General features: G+C 51.1%; 14 protein-coding genes. 6 read left to right on the top strand and 8 right to left on the bottom strand.

What is annotated here, in order from left to right:
• Nucleotides 1-69: 69 nt before the first annotated feature.
• The 3 genes from Q4491_RS09715 to prmB all read right to left on the bottom strand — a co-directional run bounded on the left by Q4491_RS09715 (nucleotide 70) and on the right by prmB (nucleotide 2,795).
• Nucleotides 70-576, bottom strand: coding sequence for a hypothetical protein (locus Q4491_RS09715; protein ID WP_303457046.1), 507 nt, complete (start codon nucleotides 574-576; stop codon nucleotides 70-72).
• A 671-nt stretch (nucleotides 577-1,247) separates the two neighbouring features.
• The gene (locus tag Q4491_RS09720) at nucleotides 1,248-1,601 is read right to left on the bottom strand and encodes a glyoxalase/bleomycin resistance/dioxygenase family protein (RefSeq protein ID WP_303457052.1); all 354 of its coding nucleotides are present in this window, start codon (nucleotides 1,599-1,601) and stop codon (nucleotides 1,248-1,250) included.
• Nucleotides 1,602-1,862: 261 nt separating this feature from the next.
• Nucleotides 1,863-2,795, bottom strand: coding sequence for a 50S ribosomal protein L3 N(5)-glutamine methyltransferase (gene prmB / locus Q4491_RS09725; protein ID WP_303457055.1), 933 nt, complete (start codon nucleotides 2,793-2,795; stop codon nucleotides 1,863-1,865).
• Nucleotides 2,796-2,848: 53 nt separating this feature from the next.
• Between prmB and smrB the strand changes: the two genes are divergently transcribed.
• Complete coding sequence (gene smrB / locus Q4491_RS09730) at nucleotides 2,849-3,382, top strand: endonuclease SmrB (protein ID WP_303457058.1); 534 nt, start codon at nucleotides 2,849-2,851, stop codon at nucleotides 3,380-3,382.
• A 71-nt stretch (nucleotides 3,383-3,453) separates the two neighbouring features.
• Here the strand turns inward: smrB and Q4491_RS09735 are convergent, their stop codons facing one another.
• Nucleotides 3,454-3,813: a hypothetical protein gene (locus tag Q4491_RS09735; protein ID WP_255557868.1), complete on the bottom strand. Its 360-nt coding sequence runs from the start codon at nucleotides 3,811-3,813 to the stop codon at nucleotides 3,454-3,456.
• A 97-nt stretch (nucleotides 3,814-3,910) separates the two neighbouring features.
• Entirely contained in the window at nucleotides 3,911-4,405 is a 495-nt protein-coding gene (gene sixA / locus Q4491_RS09740; RefSeq protein WP_192014736.1) for a phosphohistidine phosphatase SixA, read from the bottom strand.
• A gap of 211 nt (nucleotides 4,406-4,616) precedes the next feature.
• On the opposite strand from sixA, the gene Q4491_RS09745 reads away from it, so the two are divergent.
• Entirely contained in the window at nucleotides 4,617-7,382 is a 2,766-nt protein-coding gene (locus Q4491_RS09745) for an insulinase family protein (RefSeq protein ID WP_303457063.1), read from the top strand.
• Nucleotides 7,383-7,621: 239 nt separating this feature from the next.
• A complete protein-coding gene (locus Q4491_RS09750; protein WP_027253977.1) occupies nucleotides 7,622-7,927 on the top strand; it encodes a hypothetical protein in 306 nt (101 codons plus the stop codon).
• Between the two features lie 100 nt (nucleotides 7,928-8,027).
• Here the strand turns inward: Q4491_RS09750 and fadJ are convergent, their stop codons facing one another.
• Nucleotides 8,028-10,175, bottom strand: coding sequence for a fatty acid oxidation complex subunit alpha FadJ (gene fadJ, locus Q4491_RS09755; RefSeq protein ID WP_303457067.1), 2,148 nt, complete (start codon nucleotides 10,173-10,175; stop codon nucleotides 8,028-8,030).
• Nucleotides 10,176-10,189: 14 nt separating this feature from the next.
• The gene (gene fadI, locus Q4491_RS09760; protein ID WP_192014733.1) at nucleotides 10,190-11,500 is read right to left on the bottom strand and encodes an acetyl-CoA C-acyltransferase FadI; all 1,311 of its coding nucleotides are present in this window, start codon (nucleotides 11,498-11,500) and stop codon (nucleotides 10,190-10,192) included.
• Between the two features lie 466 nt (nucleotides 11,501-11,966).
• Between fadI and Q4491_RS09765 the strand changes: the two genes are divergently transcribed.
• From Q4491_RS09765 to Q4491_RS09775, 3 genes are all read left to right on the top strand, one after another.
• Nucleotides 11,967-12,545: a sigma-70 family RNA polymerase sigma factor gene (locus Q4491_RS09765; protein ID WP_192014732.1), complete on the top strand. Its 579-nt coding sequence runs from the start codon at nucleotides 11,967-11,969 to the stop codon at nucleotides 12,543-12,545.
• On the top strand, nucleotides 12,532-13,245 hold the full coding sequence (locus Q4491_RS09770; RefSeq protein ID WP_192014731.1) for a DUF3379 domain-containing protein: 714 nt from the start codon (nucleotides 12,532-12,534) through the stop codon (nucleotides 13,243-13,245). Before Q4491_RS09765 ends, Q4491_RS09770 begins: the two co-directional genes overlap by 14 nt.
• A gap of 193 nt (nucleotides 13,246-13,438) precedes the next feature.
• Nucleotides 13,439-14,683, top strand: a complete 1,245-nt coding sequence (locus tag Q4491_RS09775; protein ID WP_192014730.1) for an outer membrane protein transport protein — start codon at nucleotides 13,439-13,441, stop codon at nucleotides 14,681-14,683.
• A 99-nt stretch (nucleotides 14,684-14,782) separates the two neighbouring features.
• Here Q4491_RS09775 and Q4491_RS09780 read toward each other — a convergent pair whose 3' ends face one another.
• Nucleotides 14,783-17,245, bottom strand: coding sequence for a glycosyl hydrolase family 18 protein (locus Q4491_RS09780; protein WP_303457327.1), 2,463 nt, complete (start codon nucleotides 17,243-17,245; stop codon nucleotides 14,783-14,785).
• Nucleotides 17,246-17,575 lie beyond the last annotated feature (330 nt).

Consider the following 17,575-nt stretch of genomic DNA (forward strand, 5'->3'; position numbering starts at 1 on the left):
CTTCTTGATTGTCATATTCACCTCGATAAGTCATTTTACTCACTTAACGCGGTGTCCAAAAGTATTGGATCAGATCAGAACGCGGCGATGATCTAAGGTAATGATTTGGCTTACGTATGAAGGCGATTCACGAGTTAGCCAAGCTGATATATCTCCCCCGTTTGAATGACCAACCAAAACTAAGCTATCAAAGCTGTATTCGGGGTATTTAACTTGAAGCTCCTGCCTCACGACTTTTAGTGTTTGAGAGCCTCTGATCCAGTTTTCTGAGCGAGTTACAAATAAATTGCCTGATACAGATAACGGAGGATCACTAGGCAGTTCGTGTCCGATAGCGACAACCAAATAGCCGAGTTCAGAAAACAGATCTGTCAGGAATTGGTATTTTGTATGAGAAACACTATAGCCTGCACTCAAGAAGATAACAGGGCACTTTGAGTCAATAGAGCAGTCAAAGCTGCTCGGAGGAAACGAAATCTCAACTGGAATAATCCGATTTCTATTGTGATCGACAATTTCACCGGCTACCCCAATCGAAGACGTGAATATAAGTATTAATGCAAGAATTCGATTCATCAATTTCCTTGTCGGCATAACGGCCAAAGAAGCGGCGTACGTTCAGCCCGAAGGGCGATGCTGCCTTTGCTAATTGATTGATTATATGACCATTTCGTATGAACTCGGTCACATCGCGCGGTTCCCAACTGTAAAGCTGTTCGCGTCCTATTCCAGGTTGGTGAAATGCGGCCAATATTACTTGACCACTACAAATTTACTTGTATGCACTTATGTATAAAGGAAGTTGATAGTTATTTATTGATTGACAGTTCCCTGGAATGGGCAATTCAAGCCGCACGCTAATATTACTGTTGGCCGTGTAAGCAGCTAGGACCATAGAATCGCTTCTTTCAGATAACGCACATAACCAGTTACTCCCAGTAGACTCGAGTGTGAATGCTAGATGTCCATGACACATACCTGGATGGTCTAGTACCAAGTTCACCTTTCCTACGCAATTTTCTGAAGCGAATAATGGAGCGGACATGAAAAACATGGCTAATGTCATCATTTTCTTATACATATTACCCCCTAATTTTACATAACATTTTTCAACGCCATAATAGCGTATAACTTGATAAGATTTAAATATAAGCAACTGATATTAAAAAATTAATCCATTAGTTATGCTCTAACCAACAAGTTACACGACCTCGCGTCGTATCACTCGATCATATCAGGTGCTGATGTCAAACCCTCTTCCCACGCAACCCAATCAAATTCCCAAAAGGGTCCAGAAGCTGGCACATACTCAAGCCGTTCTCGATATTGATCGGGCCACGATAATGTTCAGCACCTAAACCGAGGAAATGATCAAGGGCGGTTTGCAGACATGGGACTGACCAATAAAGCACTGTGCCCTTTGCGCCTGCGCTGACTTTTTCATCGGCCTGAACGACTTCCAGTGAGAATCCGTTGATGTCGAGCACGGTGAAATCAAATGCTTCTATATAGACAGGTTTGGCTTGTGGGAAAGCTTTGCGGTACCAATCCAGCCCGGCTTGCACGTCTGGGACATGCACTAACAGCGCAGAAGGTGTCATCCTGATCCCCTACGGTTCAATAGATTCTCACTCTTAAAGACGCTACCGCCCCTGACAGTGAAGTCACGCGAGCTGGTTATTTTCGTCTGATGAGTCAGACATATTATTGGCATATGGGATAAGTTTCACTAAAACATGACAGGGCTGTGCCAGTTCTGTGGTTTAGGGCAAATTTCGCAGGGGCGTGATGGAAAAATCGCAGATACAAAAACAGCCAGAGCAATCTGGCTGTTTCGTTATTTAAGTACGGTGAAGCAGAGATCAGTCTTTGTAGTCAGCGAAGTCGCCGGCACAATCGACCAGCTGTTCACGGGTCATCATGAAGACGCCGTGGCCGCCGTTTTCGAATTCCAGCCAGGTGAACGGGATGTGTGGGTACTGCTCTTCCATGTGAATCATGGAGTTGCCCACTTCACAGATCAGAATACCTTCGTCTGCCAGATAATCCGGCGCATTGGCCAGAATGCGGCGCACCAGATCCAGACCGTCAAAACCGGCGGCCAGACCCAGCTCCGGTTCATGGCGGAACTCTTCCGGCAGGCTGTCCATGTCTTCCTGATCCACATAAGGCGGATTGGACACTATGATGTCGTACTTGTCTTTGGGTACGTCGCGCAGCAGATCCGAATGCAGCGGGATCACCTGCTGTTCCAGACCGTGGTCGTGAATGTTCTGCTCGGCCACTGCCAGAGCATCGGTCGAGATATCCACCAGATCCACTTCCGCTTCCGGGAACGCATAGGCACAGGCGATACCGATACAGCCACTGCCGGTACACAAGTCCATAATGCGGGTAGGTTCACGGGTCAGGAAAGGTTCGAAACCGTTATCAATCAGTTCGCCAATCGGTGAGCGTGGCACCAGCACGCGCTCGTCGACGAAAAATTCCAGGCCACAGAACCAGGCTTTATTGGTCAGGTAGGACACAGGGGTACGCTCGGTTACCCGGCGTACCACGCGCTCGACAATCGTTCGGCGCTCGCTGCTGGTCAGGCGCGAGAAGCGCGCGTCAGCCGGAATATCAATCGGCAGATGCAGGGTTGGCAGTACCAGCTGCACCGCTTCATCCCATGCATTGTCTGTGCCGTGGCCATAAAACAGGCCGGCATCGTTGAATCGACTGACGGTCCAACGTAGCATATCCTGCAGTGTGTGAAGTTCGTTGACGGCTTCGTCGACAAAAATCTTATCCAAAATAGCCTCCAAATGGCGCTACAATACCGCGATAAAGTAGTTGGAAATTCATTATGAGTAAAAAAGACCCTGCACTGGAAGAGGACGATTTCTCGCTCTTTCAGGATGCAGTGAAGGGCGTTAAAAAGTTGTCGCATGATACCATAATCACTTCACGCCGACAGAGCCCGAAGACCGATAAGCGCAATGTGAGTGCCAAAGAGAGCCATAATCACGAGTTTTATTTCTCTGACGAGTTTGAACCTCATCTGAGCGAACATGGCCCGATGCAATATGCCCGATCCGGCGTCTCCAAGTATGAAGTGAAAAAGTTACGGCGCGGTGTCTATGTACCGGATATTTTTCTGGATATGCATGGTATGACACAAAAAGAAGCCAAGCGTGAGCTGGCGGCGATGATTTCAGCCTGCATTAAAGACGGGGTGTCCTGCGCCTGTGTGATGCACGGGATAGGCAAGCATATTCTGAAGCAGAAAGCGCCGCTCTGGCTGGCTCAGCACCCGAATGTGATGGCATTTCACCAGGCGCCGCTGGAGTTTGGTGGCGCCGGTGCACTCTTGGTGCTGATTGAAGTGCCCGAGCGGTAGAGGGATTCCCCCCGGAGCGAAAGCGTGTCAGGCTGCAGCGCCTGACGCCTCGCTCAGCAGCTCTGATCTGATCAATACACAGTCTGAGACAATGCACCGACGTTAACCACCTGGCCGTCCTGGATCAGGGTAACTTCGCCGGTATCACACACCTGCATCCGTACTTTTACCGAACCTTCGTTGTAATAGTGCTCACAGTTGCCATTACGGGCACTGTCGATACGGGAAAAAATGGTGATACCGCCCGGATTCAGCATAGAAGGCGGGCTCACAAAGGTTAAGGTGCTGCCGGTTTGAGAAATGTTCATCTCTTCTCTCACACCATTTGCCCATTTTATCGCGCCATTGGCGACAATATTGGGTGTCACCATGTTTGCCACACAGGCCGTCAGTCCCAGACAGCCAAGCAATACGAATACAATTTTTTTCATAACCACTTAATTTATCAGTCTTTATTTTTATCGTTTATTGTACCAGACCTGTCGGATCAGGACAGGCCGGCAATCTAAAACTGCGTACCGCAGCCAATCAATGGTGATTAGGCTGGACAACATCAACAGGATTCTCCTGCCATAATAAGGCGGACGGTTCCCCCTCAGCATGAAAATCCACTGCGGCAATGGAAGAAGTGCGGAACATCAGCGGCTGCAATCCCGGTACCAGCTCGGCACTCAGATAGCCCACCAGCGGTAAATGCGACACCACCAGAACCGTTTGCGGCTTCTCCAGCGCAATCACGGCTTTGAGGTAGTCTGCCACCTGACTGGCGTCACCGTAGGGCGTGATATCATCAACCGTCATCAGGGTGTTTGGCACAGGCAGCTCTTCTGACATCGCCTGCCAGGTTTGCTGAGCGCGCAGATACGGGCTGATCCACACCAGATCAAGCTGCCCGTCCAGATGACTCGCTAACTGCTTGGCCATCTGCCGGGAATACGTCTTGCCCTGGGCTGTCAGGGGCCGCTCCGCGTCACTTGGGGCAAAATGCTGTGCTTCGCCATGACGCATGATAAAAATTCGCATAGTCTCCAGTCCGATTGCGCGTTTCTGTCGTTATGCTAGCAAAGGCTGGTACAGACAGGGTAGCCATTTCATATTACGCGATGTGAAAGCGTGACGGCTGAATCGCTCTTATTACTGACGCGCAGTCACACATCATTGCCAGACAGAATTTGCCAGTGCCATTAATGGGCGTCATAATTACCCTAATTCCCTGTAAATATAGGCGCTTCCTGTGTTCAAAAGTCCGAACGATCCCAAAGAGTACCGCTATCTGACACTGGACAATCAACTCAGGGTCTTGCTGGTTCATGATCACACGGCACCCCGGGCTGCAGCAGCGCTGTCTGTCGGCATCGGCCACTTTGATGATCCGCTGGATCGTCAGGGAATGGCGCACTTCCTTGAACACATGTTATTTCTGGGTACGGAAAAGTTTCCCAATCCGGGCGAATTCCAGTCTTTTGTTAACCAGTACGGCGGCAGCAACAATGCCTGGACCGGCACGGAAAACACCACCTACTTTTTTGAAATCGCCCCGCCGGCCTTTGCTGCCGGTCTGGAACGTTTCGGGCAATTTTTTATTGCCCCGCTGTTCAATGTCGACGCGGTTGACAAAGAACGTCAGGCTGTCGATTCCGAGTACAAACTCAAGCTCAAAGACGATGTACGCCGTCTTTATCAGGTGCACAAAGAAACCATTAACCCTGAGCACCCGTTTGCTAAATTTTCAGTGGGCGATATCACCACCCTGGAAGACAGGCCGGATAACCCGGTTCGCAATGAACTGATTGCGTTCTACCAGCAACATTATTCCGCCAATCAGATGGGGCTGGTACTACTGGGGCCGCAATCTATGGACGAACTGGCGACCTACGCCAAACAGTTCTTTGGCGCTATTCCCAACTCAGGCCAGGACAAACCCGCCATTGAGGTTCCCCTGATAACAGACAGAGAAAACGCCTGTTTTATTGCGATTGAGCCAATTAAGGAAGTACGGAAACTCACGCTGTCTTTTACTCTGCCCCCCATGGATGCCCATTATCGCAGCAAGCCATTATCCTATCTGGCGCATTTACTGGGCAATGAAGGCACAGGCAGCCTGATGTCTGTCCTGAAAAGTGAAGGGCTGATCAATACTCTGGCAGCGGGCGGCGGGATCAGTGGCAGTAATTTCCGGGAATTTACCATCGGCCTGAACCTGACACCCGATGGCCTGAACCGTGTTGATCATATCGTCACCACTATTTTCCAGTATATCCGGCTCATCACAGAGCAAGGGCTGGCAGAATGGCGCTATCTGGAAAAGCAAGCAGTGCTGGAGCAGGCGTTCCGCTATCAGGAGAAAAGCAGGCCGCTCGATACCGTCAGCTATCTGGTGATGAACCTGCTGCACTACGCCCCGGACGATATCGTCTACGGCGATTATATGATGAGCCAGTACGATGAAGCGCTGCTGAAAGACGTACTCGGCTATCTTCGCCCGGACAATCTTCGCCTGACACTGGTGGCAAAAGGCCAGAAGCACGACAGAGTGGCCGACTGGTATCACACCCCTTATTCGGTCACGCCGTTTACCGAAGCGCAGTTAACTGCCTGGGCTGAGCCGGGCAACAACCCGGCGCTCTTGCTGCCCGAACAAAACCCTTACCTGTGCCAGCGTATGGATCCACACCCGCTGACGGATGAACCGGAAGCGATTCCTCAGTTAATTCAGGATCTGCCGGGCTTCCGCCTGTGGTTCATGCAAGAACATGAGTTCAGAGTGCCCAAAGGCCTGGTCTATGTCGCCATCGACAGCCCGCACGCGGTAAGCTCTGTGCGTAATATCGTCAAGACGCGCCTGTGTGTCGAAATGCTGATGGAGTCCTGCAACGAAGTGGCCTACCCGGCAGAAGTGGCGGGGATGGCGTATAACCTGTACGCCCATCAGGGCGGGGTAACACTCCAGTTATCCGGTTTCAGCGAGAAGCAGCCTTTGCTGCTCAAGCTGCTGCTGGAAAAATTCTCCGGCCGCACTTTCAATATCGACCGATTTAACAGCATCAAAGCACAGATGCTGCGTAACTGGCGCAATGCCGCGGAAGACAAACCCATTTCTCAGCTGTTTAACCAACTGACCGGCTTGCTGCAACCGAATAACCCACCCTACCCGGCTTTGATCAAAGAGCTGGAAACCGTTGAAGTCACCGAGTTACCCGGTTTTGTCGAAGCCATGTTTGCCGAACTTCACATTGATGCTTTCGTATATGGTGACTGGCGTAAAGATGATGCACTGGCATTGGCAGAAGTGCTGAAAGACGCGTTTAGGGTGACAGATCAGCTCTATGGTGAAGCACAGCGGCCATTGGTCCATCTGGGAGAATGTGGCACGCTGCGCTATGAAGTGGACTGCGGCCATGCTGATTCCGCCATCCTGATTTACTACCAGTCACGGGAACAGTCGCCCAAAGCCATTGCTACCTACACTCTGGCCAATCATCTGATGTCGACCACCTTCTTCCACGAACTGCGTACCGAACAGCAACTGGGGTACATGGTAGGCACGGCGAATCTGCCGCTTAACCGCTATCCGGGCTTGCTGCTGTATATACAATCGCCGGTGGCCGGTCCGTTGCAGCTGCTCGAAGCGATTGATGAGTTCACCAATGCCTTTGCGCTGGTCTTGCTTGAGCTCAATGAGAGCCAGTGGCAGGCCAGTAAACAAGGGCTGATCGCTCAGTTGTCCGAGCCGGATACCAATTTGCGCGCACGTGCCCAGCGCTATTGGGTCAGCATTGGCCACAAAGATGACCATTTTGACCAAAGACACAAAATTGCCCACGAAATGGCATCGCTGTCCCGTGCTGAGTTAGTCCGCTTTCTGGTAGAAGACATTAAACCCAGAACGGCGAATCGGCTGGTGATGTATTATCAGGGCGGCGCGCACCGGAACCTTACCCCGCTGGAAGCGGGTGATCCTATTCCCTCAGTCAGCGATTTTCAGCGTAACGCCCAGTAACCGCTTCCCCCTGAGTCCCGATCTCAGGGGGAGGCTGTTTGCATATCCCAAACGATAAAAGTGGAATCATGATTCCACTTTTGACATCCCTCTTAATTTTCCTTTTCCTGTCAGTCGATTATCTACATTAACAAATCCAAAAATACAGCCTCAGGCTGGCCGTCTGTATCGGATAGTGATGCAAGAAGCCGTGAGGTCGAATAAGCATAATTTCTCAGAACAATGTTCAGGAACCTGTTATGTCACACGCCTGTTCGATCTGCCGTCAGTCTATTACGGCGAAAAACCAGAGTTTACACAGCCGGCTATTCTGCCGTTCCTGTATGAAGGCTATTCATCCGCGCCAGCTTGACAGCATGTTGTGTCTGCTGACCGCTATCGCCCTGTGTTCACTGACTTTCATGCTGTGGATTGGCTTTAACCCACTGATGGTGGCTGGCTCGGTTATCCTGCTGCTGCACTTAGTCCGCCCGAAAAGCCTGTACCGGCGCTTTCGTCTGGGCATCAATGTGCAGCAAGGGTTAAAGCACCACAAAATCAGTTAAGCGTTTCGCATCGCTCCTGACTTCATCTCTGTCTCCATCTCCCTCTAACGACAAAGGCCTGCTATGCAGGCCTTTGATTTATCAGGTTCTGAACAGGAAATCAGTCGTAGAAACGCTGTTCATCCTGCGCCATCTGCAGCAGACGTTCGCAGGGGAGGAAGCGATCACCGTACTTATTGACATGCTCATTGAGCAATTCAACGACACGCTTGGCACCGAGCTGATCCATATAGCGGAACGGACCGCCCAGGAATGGCGGGAAGCCAATACCGAAGATCGCACCAATGTCGCCGTCACGGGCACTGTGCACCACACCTTCATCCAGACAGCGGGCCGCTTCGTTCAGCATCATCAGTGCGCAGCGGATCGCGATGTCATGGCCGGAGGCTTTCCGCGCCGGGTTCAGCTTCAGCAGTTTATAAACGCTCTTATCGACACCTTTTTTCTTGCCGTTGTAGAGGTAAAAACCTTTGCCTGTTTTACGGCCTTTGCGGCCATCTTTCAGCAAGATGTCAAAGACATCCGGGCTCTTGAAGCGATCACCCAGCTCTGTTTCCAGAATCGGGCTGATTTTGGCCCCGACATCCACACCCACTTCATCCAGCAGGGTGATAGGCCCAACCGGGAAACCAAAGTCCAACAGCGCGTTATCAATATGTTCGATGGGCTCTCCGCCCAGCAGAGCCAGCGCGGCTTCATTCATGTACGGGGCAAGAATACGATTGACATAAAAACCGGCTTTATCGGCGACTACAATCGGGGTTTTCCCCTGCTTCTTGGCTAATTTCACCACGGTCGCGACCGTTTGCTCCGATGTACCGGCATGGGGGATCACTTCCACCAACGGCATTTTTTCTACCGGGCTGAAATAATGCAAACCGACCACCAGCTCAGGACGCTCTGCGGCAGAAGCAATCTGGTTGATAGGCAGCGAGGACGTATTAGTGGCAAAAATAGTGTCAGGTCTGGCATGGGCTTCCACCTCTTGCACCATCTGATGCTTGAGACTGAGCTCCTCAAAGACCGCCTCAATCACCACATCGGCTTTATCAAAGCCCTGATAATCGACACCGCCGTTGATCATCAGCATCTGTTTTTGTAACTCGGCTTTACTGATAATTTTGCGCTTACGCTTTTTATCAAGCAGCTTAAAGTTATACGCCATGGCATTCAAAATGCCGTCGTTGGCGATGTCTTTTACTTTGACCGGCAAGCCGGCTTTTGATGCGGTCACATGACTGATGCCACCGCCCATCAGCCCGCCACCCAGCACAGCGACACGCTTCACCTCGGCCGGTTTAATACCATCGCCAGCACCGGTTTCTTTTTTCATGGCGGTCGTTGCAAAAAAGATGCTGCGCAGCGAGGCAGACTCTGAAGACATCACCAGCTCTCCGAACCGGCGGGCCTCTTCTTTTTGTCCTTTGACTATGCCGTGCTGCAAGCCATATTTGATGACATCTAAAATAGCTTCCGCTGCCGGGTAATTGCCACGGGTTTTTTCGCGTGTCTTCTTACGGGCCTGGTCAAACACCAGACCGCGGCCCACAGGGTTGCCGCCCATCGCCCAGTCTTGGAAACTGTGCTTGCGTACCGGTTTGCCTTTCAGCGCCAGTGTTTCTGCCACCTTGAGCAAAATACTTTCCGGCACGCATTCATCGACCACGCCTAACTTCTTCGCTTTCTTGGCACGCAACTGTTTACCGGTCAGGATCATATCGAGCGAATTTGCCACGCCAATCAGGCGAGGCAGACGCTGTGTGCCGCCTGAGCCCGGCAGCAGACCAAGCTGGACTTCCGGCAGACCCAGTTTAGTGGCATCCGAATCGGTACATACCCGGCTATGGCACGCCAGCGCCAGTTCAAGACCACCGCCCAGGCACGGGCCATGAATGGCAGCGACAACATGAAACGGCAGCGCTTCAAGTCGCTGGAACATCTGCTGCCCCTGCGTTGCCAACTGCTCGGCTTCTTTGGCCGTGGTGCATGCCGCCAGCATACGGATATCGGCCCCGGCGACAAAATTATCCGGCTTACCGGAATACACCACCAAGCCTTTGATCTCTGCTTTTTTCGCTTCCAGCTCGTCCAGCACGCTTCCGACCTGAGTGGCGAAGGCGGCCTGGAGGGTATTCATTTTTTCCCCGGGGACATCAATTTTCAGCCAGGCAAGGCCATTCTCGCCGTAGCTCAGGCTGAAAGCTGATTGCGGCTCAACAGTATGTTCTGTATTTGTCTGTTCAGTCATGGTTACATCCGTCATTATTCAGTCTCCAGGATCATGGCAGCACCCAAACCGCCGGCGGCACAGGCGGTATTGAGTGCCAGACCGCCACCGCGACGCTGCAGCTCGCGCAGCGTTTGTGTAATCATTCGCGCGCCGGTGGCGGCAAAGGGGTGACCATATGCCAGCGAACCACCCAGGACATTGAATTTATCCATGTCGATCTCACCAATCGCCTCACTGCGACCGAGTTTTTCCTGTGCAAACTTCTTCGAAGCAAACATTTTCACATTCGCCAGGGTTTGAGCGGCGAATGCCTCATGCATCTCAATCAGGGTCAGATCTGAGAGTGTCAGACCGGCACGGTCCAGGGCCAGCGGTGTCGCATAAGATGGCCCCATCAGCATATCCTGCTCTACGCCTATCGCAGAAAAGGCATAAGAACGAATATAGCCCAGCGGTTTCAGGCCCAGCTCTTTTGCCCGTCCTTCACGCATCAGCAGCACAGCCGCACCGCCGTCGGTCAGCGGCGTACTGTTAGCGGCCGTCACTGTGCCAAATTTACGGTCAAAAGCCGGACGCAATTTAGCGTAGCCTTCTACCGAGGAATCTTCGCGAATATTGTTGTCTTTATCGATCCACTGACGATAAGGTTCCGGGAAAGCGGTAATCACTTCACCCTGAATCAACCCATCCCGCCACGCCTGGGCTGCCAGGCTGTGAGAACGGTGGGCCAGTGCATCCTGCTCTTCACGGCTGATTCCGTGCGTTTTTGCCATTTGCTCTGCTGTCTGGCCCATACTCAAGCCTGTTGAGTATTCGGCCACAGCAGGCGGAACTGGCATTAAATCTTTCAGGCTGAGCTTACTGAGCAGGCCCATTTTTTTGCTCATGGTTTTCGCTTTGCTGAGCGCCAGTAAAGTGGCAGCCAGTTTTTTAGACACACCAATAGGTAATACCGATGAGGAATCCGCACCGCCTGCGATCCCGATATCAATGGTGCCCGAGATGATACTCTCAGCAACATTCGCCGCAGCCTGAAAACTCGTTGCACACGCTCGGGTCACACTGTAAGCATCGGTGTGAATATTCATCCCCGTTCCCAGCACGATTTCACGGGCAATATTCGGTGCTTCAGGCATCTGCACGACCTGACCGAACACGACCTGCTCAATCAAAGCGGGATCAAAATCAATCTTTTGCAGCATTTCATTGACCACCATCTTGCCTAGATCCAGTGCCGGGACACCGTTAAAGGCTGTAGCCTGGCGGGCAAAAGGGGTACGTAATCCTGTTACGACAGCGATGCGTTCACCCTGTTGGGTCGTGAGATTCTGGCGACGTGTCATCGCGGCTCCTTATCAATATGGTAGAGGTCAGACCACACCGATTGTAACGGCATTGTTATTTAATTCAAATTAATGTTTAAGAAGTTGGAGCAACCAAAAACAATGAAAAGTGTAAGGAGTTAAAACATAGCGCAAAAAAAAACCACACCGCTATGGTATGGTTAACAAACTCAACGTGTCAGTCGTTTGTGCAAATTTGATAGCAATAGCGAACAATAACGTTCAGCATTCCTTATTGAGTTATCAATTGAAATACTGACACTTTCCGCGCGCAAGTAGTTGAAGGGTATACTCAGTCCGTAAAGGACGTTATCAGGGGTCAGACCCGATAACACTGCTACTATAACGAAAGCGGGCTGACAGATATTGAGGGAAATCAATAACACAACAGTCTATTTTATGAATCCAATTCCTGTTATCTCCCGTATTATTGACTACGGCTCAAAGGATACGGACGGGCTACATCATGATTAAGCAATTTTTTCGCAAGAAAAACACAGATGCCTCGGTCTCTGTGGATATGAATAAACAGACACGCTATGAAGCCCTGGTCAGGGCCTGGCACAAAGACCTTTACAGGTACGCCTACTGGCTGTGCCATGATCAGCATATTGCCGAAGATTTGGTGCAGGAAACCTGCCTGCGCGCATGGCGATCGCTAGACAGCCTCAACGATGACAGTGCGGCCAAAGCCTGGCTTATCACCATCCTGCGTCGCGAAAATGCCCGGCGTTTTGAGCGCAAACAGCTCGATTTGGTCGACATCGACGATCACCCCATTGCGGATGATCATGGCACCGACGCAGGCGGTTTAAACGAGTCAGAACTGGGCCAGCTACAACATATGATTAAACAGCTGCCGTCCGAATACCGGGAACCTTTAGTTTTACAGGTCATGGCTGGATTCAACGGTGATGAAATTGCTAATATCCTTGGACTGAACAGAAACACAGTGATGACCCGATTGTTCAGAGCGCGTAACCAGTTAAAAGATGCTTTAGAAAAGCAAACCGAGCGGAGGGGCCACCAGAATGGACGATCTTGAATTTCGTCGCCGAATTTTGGCAGATCCTAATGAGCAGAGTCCAGAAATGGTCGCTACGAAAAATGCGTCAATTGCTAACCGTAAACTTCACGATGAGTTACAGCAATTAGACAGCAAGCTGTCTGCAGCGATGAAAGTGGATGTGCCGGAAGATCTGGCCGATAAAATCCTGTTCCGCCAATCCGGGCAAGGCTATAAGGCCGAGAAAAAAGTGCGCCGTCATTTAGCCATAGCGGCTTCTGTGGCTTTCCTGTGCGGGTTGTTAATCGGTCAGATTCAGCCCGGGTTTTCGCTGAGTCCCGCCAAAGACATGGGTCAGGTTGCGCTGGCGCATATTTATAACGAAGCCGCTTTTGTCGACCAGGTTGACGAAGGGGTGTCATTGACTCAGGTTAACGCCAAACTCAAACCTTTCGGGCCTGAACTCAGCGGTTTGCCTTCTCATGTTTACTATCTCAATCATTGTGGTTTTGATGGCGGTGAAGCCTTACATATGGTCATCGGCGGTAAGCACGGAAAAATTACTGTTTTTGTCGTGCCCCAATCCTCCAACACCATGAAAAGCTTCGAAGACAGCAATATGCGCGGTGTTGTCATGCCTTCTCAGAACGCCAGCCTGATAGTGGTGGGTAACAAAGGCGAAGATGTCATGCCTGTCGCCGAACAGCTGAAAGACGCCATGCGTTGGACCAGTATTTAACGTTGCGGTGGTATCACCAACAGTGACCACCGCAAAAAAGTGCTGATCATTTCGTCAGTCAGTCCCTGTCCAATCCAATAAAACAATGATTTATATACTGGTCTGATTTGTTGTTTTTTTGCCTGCTCCTACAATCGCTTCCTCACTGGCACAGTTAAAGTGTCAGCAAAAAACGATCAGGATAAAAATAACTATGTACAAGAAGCGTCTGTTTACAAAAACTCTGATGGCAACCGCCGTCATGCTGGCCTCACAGCAATCACTGGCGGCCGGATTCCAGCTTAACTCACAGTCTGCCACTGGCCTGGGCCGCGCTTTTGCCGGTGATGCCGTCATTGCTGACAATGCTTCAGTGATGTCGCGTAACGCCGCGGCTATGACCTTGTTTAATGCACCAGCGATGTCACTGGGTCTGAATGTTATCGACACCGACATTAAAGTGAAAAATGCCCAGTATTCCACCCCCTTCGGACCATCATCTCTTGATGATGCCCAGATTGGTGGTAGCTCTTATGTGCCTAACTTGTATTACGTGCACCCTGTCAACGACAAACTGGCTCTGGGTGCCGGGATTTATTCAAACTTTGGCACCAAGACCGAATTCAGCAGCAGCTACTCTGCCAACGAGTTTGGCGGCCTGACGGATGTGAAAAGCCTGAACCTGACTCTGAATGCAGCTTATCGACTGAATAATCAGTGGAGCGTCGGCGGCGGGTTAGACATCATTTACGGCCAGGGCAAACTGCAGCGTTCCAATCAGACATTAGAAGGACTGGTTCAGCAACAAACCGGTGTAGCCGGCCCACTGCTGGATGTTGATGTTGACGGCACCGCTGTTGGCTTCAACCTGGGCACAGTCTATGAACTGAATGACCTCAACCGCTTTGGTCTGGCTTATCATTACAGTCCCGAGCTGAAAGCCGAAGGTGATATGTATGCGCAGACAGCCGGCGGTAACCTTCAAGGTCAGAAACTGCTGATGCCGCTGCCAGATATGGTTGAGTTTTCCGGTTTCCATCAGCTAAACAGCCAGTTCGCCGTTCACTATAGTGTTCAGTGGATCGAGTGGAGCAGCTTTGATACGCTGAAAACCGACAAAGGCGTAGTACTGAATGATTACCAGTGGCAGGATGGCTGGCACTATGCGATTGGTGGTACTTATACACTGAATTCAGACTGGACCTTGCGTACCGGCTACATGTACGACACCAGTGCTCAGGACAAGAAAACCTCCATTTCTGTCCCAGATTCAGATCGCCAATGGTTCTCTGGCGGCTTTACCTATAATCTCGATACTAAATCAACGATTGATTTCGGCCTGACCTACCTGATGGGTAAAGATATCGCCGCAACCGAACAAACTGCGGCGACCTCAATCAGTGCGACAACCCGTGCTGATGCGCTGCTGTACGGTGTGCAGTACAGCCGCTCTTTCTAACTAAGAACGGGATATTGCCAGAAAAAACTAAGCCGCTCGTTAGAGCGGCTTTTCTTTATGGATTTTATCAGTTCCCAGCCTTCAGGTGGGTATCTGAATTTACTGGCAGTTGGCTGCGCCTAGATCTTCCCAAACGCCCCACTCGCCTGTTGTTCCTGGCTCTTCACCAGTCGTCCACCATTTCGCTTTCCAAGACTTGCCTGAATGCGTCACGATATCACCGGAGTTATACACACCACCAGTTGCCCAGGCATTGGTACAGCCGGTTGAGCCGCCGTCTTTCAATACCGTCACTGTGACTGACTCTGTCACTGAATCGGTCCCATCGGATACCGCGACGGTAAAGTTCAGCGGCGTATCGACTGTGTAGCTGTCGGCAACAAAACTCACTGTTGCACCATTTACTGTCGCGTTAACACCGGCAGGCACTGTCCAGGTAAAGGTCAGTGTATCGCCGTCGGCATCTGACGATTGCGACGCATCCAGCACTACAGTATCACCGGCACTGGCTGTCGCAGGACCAGACACTGCCACCACAGGTGCGGTGTTTGAACCTGGTGCTTTGGCCGTGACTGTCACACTGTCAGTAGCGGTATCACCGGCATTGTCGGTGACTGTCAGCGTGAACGCATACTGAGTATCTGCCGTCACTTCAGGAACAGCAACGGTAGCTGTCGCGGTATCTGACCCGGTCAGAGTCAGTGCCGGACCACTGGTTTGTGTCCACTGATAGCTGACGATCTGACCATCGCGATCGCTGGATGCAGAGCCGTCCAGAGTCACAGACGCCGCACCATTAACCACTTGATCAGCACCCGCTTTCGCTACCGGGGCGTAGTTGCCACCGCCACCAGCCAGTGAATCCTGCATCGCATTCAGAATATCGCCGTTATCGGCATCAATTTCCCATGCAAACAAGCCCGCCAGCCCCAGATTACGGACATACTGACCTTTAGCCAGCACTGAACGACGGTCATCATAGGTGATCAGGTTACCGTTGCTTGGATTGTACGCCCAGGGTGCTTCTGCCTGCGCATCATAACCCTTAGTAACTGCTGCATTATTGATGTAGTCAGTCACAACGTCTTTGTAGTCAATAACCCCGGGTTCCCATGAACCAGGCACCATGCCGTTGCCTGTACCTGTCATTGGATTCGTCGGATCTGTCATGCTGGCTTCGGTAACACCTGTCCAGCCACGTGCGTACATGGCAGTACCCAGTACCAGTTTGTTTGCAGGAACACCCTGCGCCAGAAGACGATCAATACCGTGCGCGGCAGTATAAGCCGGACCTTGACGAGGCACGCCGTTTTCATCAACACCTGTGCCGTTACAGACATCAGCAGACATGTGGCTGCCGCAGAACAGTGCTGTCTGATGGCCAGGAACGTTGTTCCATCCGCCGAAGAAGTCATACGTCATGGCGAAAATGTAGTCCATATACTGAACCGCATCGGCATAGTTCACGACATCAATCTTGTCATAGCCTACACCGATTGCAGATGTCAGCTCGTACTGGCGGCCAGTTTCGGCTTCCAGCTCATCCAGCATGACACGCAGTTCGCGCATCAGAGCCACATACGCAGGGCCGTCATTGACCGGATCGCCCAGATTCGCATTCGCGCCTTTCCCGCCCGGGAATTCCCAGTCGATATCAACACCGTCGAAGAATTTCCATGTTTTGAGGAATTTCTTCACACTGGCGACGAAAATGTCACGCTTGGCTTTGTCGGTGAAAGAATAGAAGGGATCAGACAATGTCCAGCCGCCAACAGAAGGAACAATCTTCAGATCAGGATAACGTTGTTTCAACGCCATCATCTGACCATAGGTACCTTTATAAGGCGTGCTGTGGGTATGGCCTGACTGCGGCTGAGGCATCTGAACCGCCGCCCAAGGGTCATGGATCACCACTTCATAATCCGGTGTTCCCTGACAGGCACGGTTTAATGCGGCCAGGCTGTTGCCATTTTCAATCTCGCCCAAAGATTCATTGGGTCCGCAAATAGGAATAAAGCCGTACAAAATGTGGGTCAGGTTTTGCGCCGGAATATTATCCACCGAGAATTTACGGCCATAGACGCCCCACTCGACAAAGTAAGCACCAACCACAGTGTTCGCAGGCGTTGTGTAATTGCCATTATTAGCATCCACGTTCATGGGTAATGGATCTAAGTGGCTGCCATCGGTATCGGCAACAACAATGTTCGTTGCCGCACTGCTGGTACAGGCTTGCGCCGCCCCCGTGCCACTACACAGCTCAACTGTCATGGCATACTGACCACCCTGGGCTACAGACAGTGTTGTTGAACCCGCTCCGCTGGATGCCGGAGCAATGCTTTGCTCAAACACCACATTACCATTGAGCTTCACTTTCCAAAGGTCAGCCGTTTCACCAGAATAACGCTGCCAGGCAACCGGGACTTCCGCTGCCGGCTTAACCGTAATCAAGCTTTTATAGGCTGAGGCCGCTTGATCAACCTCTACGATAGCGTAATCCGTTTCCATCCAGGCAATTTGCGGAGTGCCTGGTGCTGCCATCGCTCCCCACGACATAGTCATCACGGCGATACCTGCCGCGACAGGATTTAACTTATTGAAAAACATTACTTCGTTCCTTGAGTTAAAAAGTAAGTAACAAAGCACGGATATGAAACCATGCTAGGTAATCAATAGTTCAGTTTCTTTTTGTCGCAAAGAAAGAAAGTCGGATTTCTATTTTGGATATTGCGCTTTGTGATCTTATGCCAACCTAAATGAAACTTCTGGCAATGAAACGGGATGAAATGATAATTACTGCAGTATTCTACTCGCTTGACCGGTATTAGTTCAGTGCTACAAATAAGTGTCACTCAGCAGCGGTATTATTGGGACTCATCAAACTGGAAATCA

Source organism: Photobacterium sp. 2_MG-2023, assembly GCF_030547675.1.
Classification (GTDB): domain Bacteria; phylum Pseudomonadota; class Gammaproteobacteria; order Enterobacterales; family Vibrionaceae; genus Photobacterium; species Photobacterium arenosum.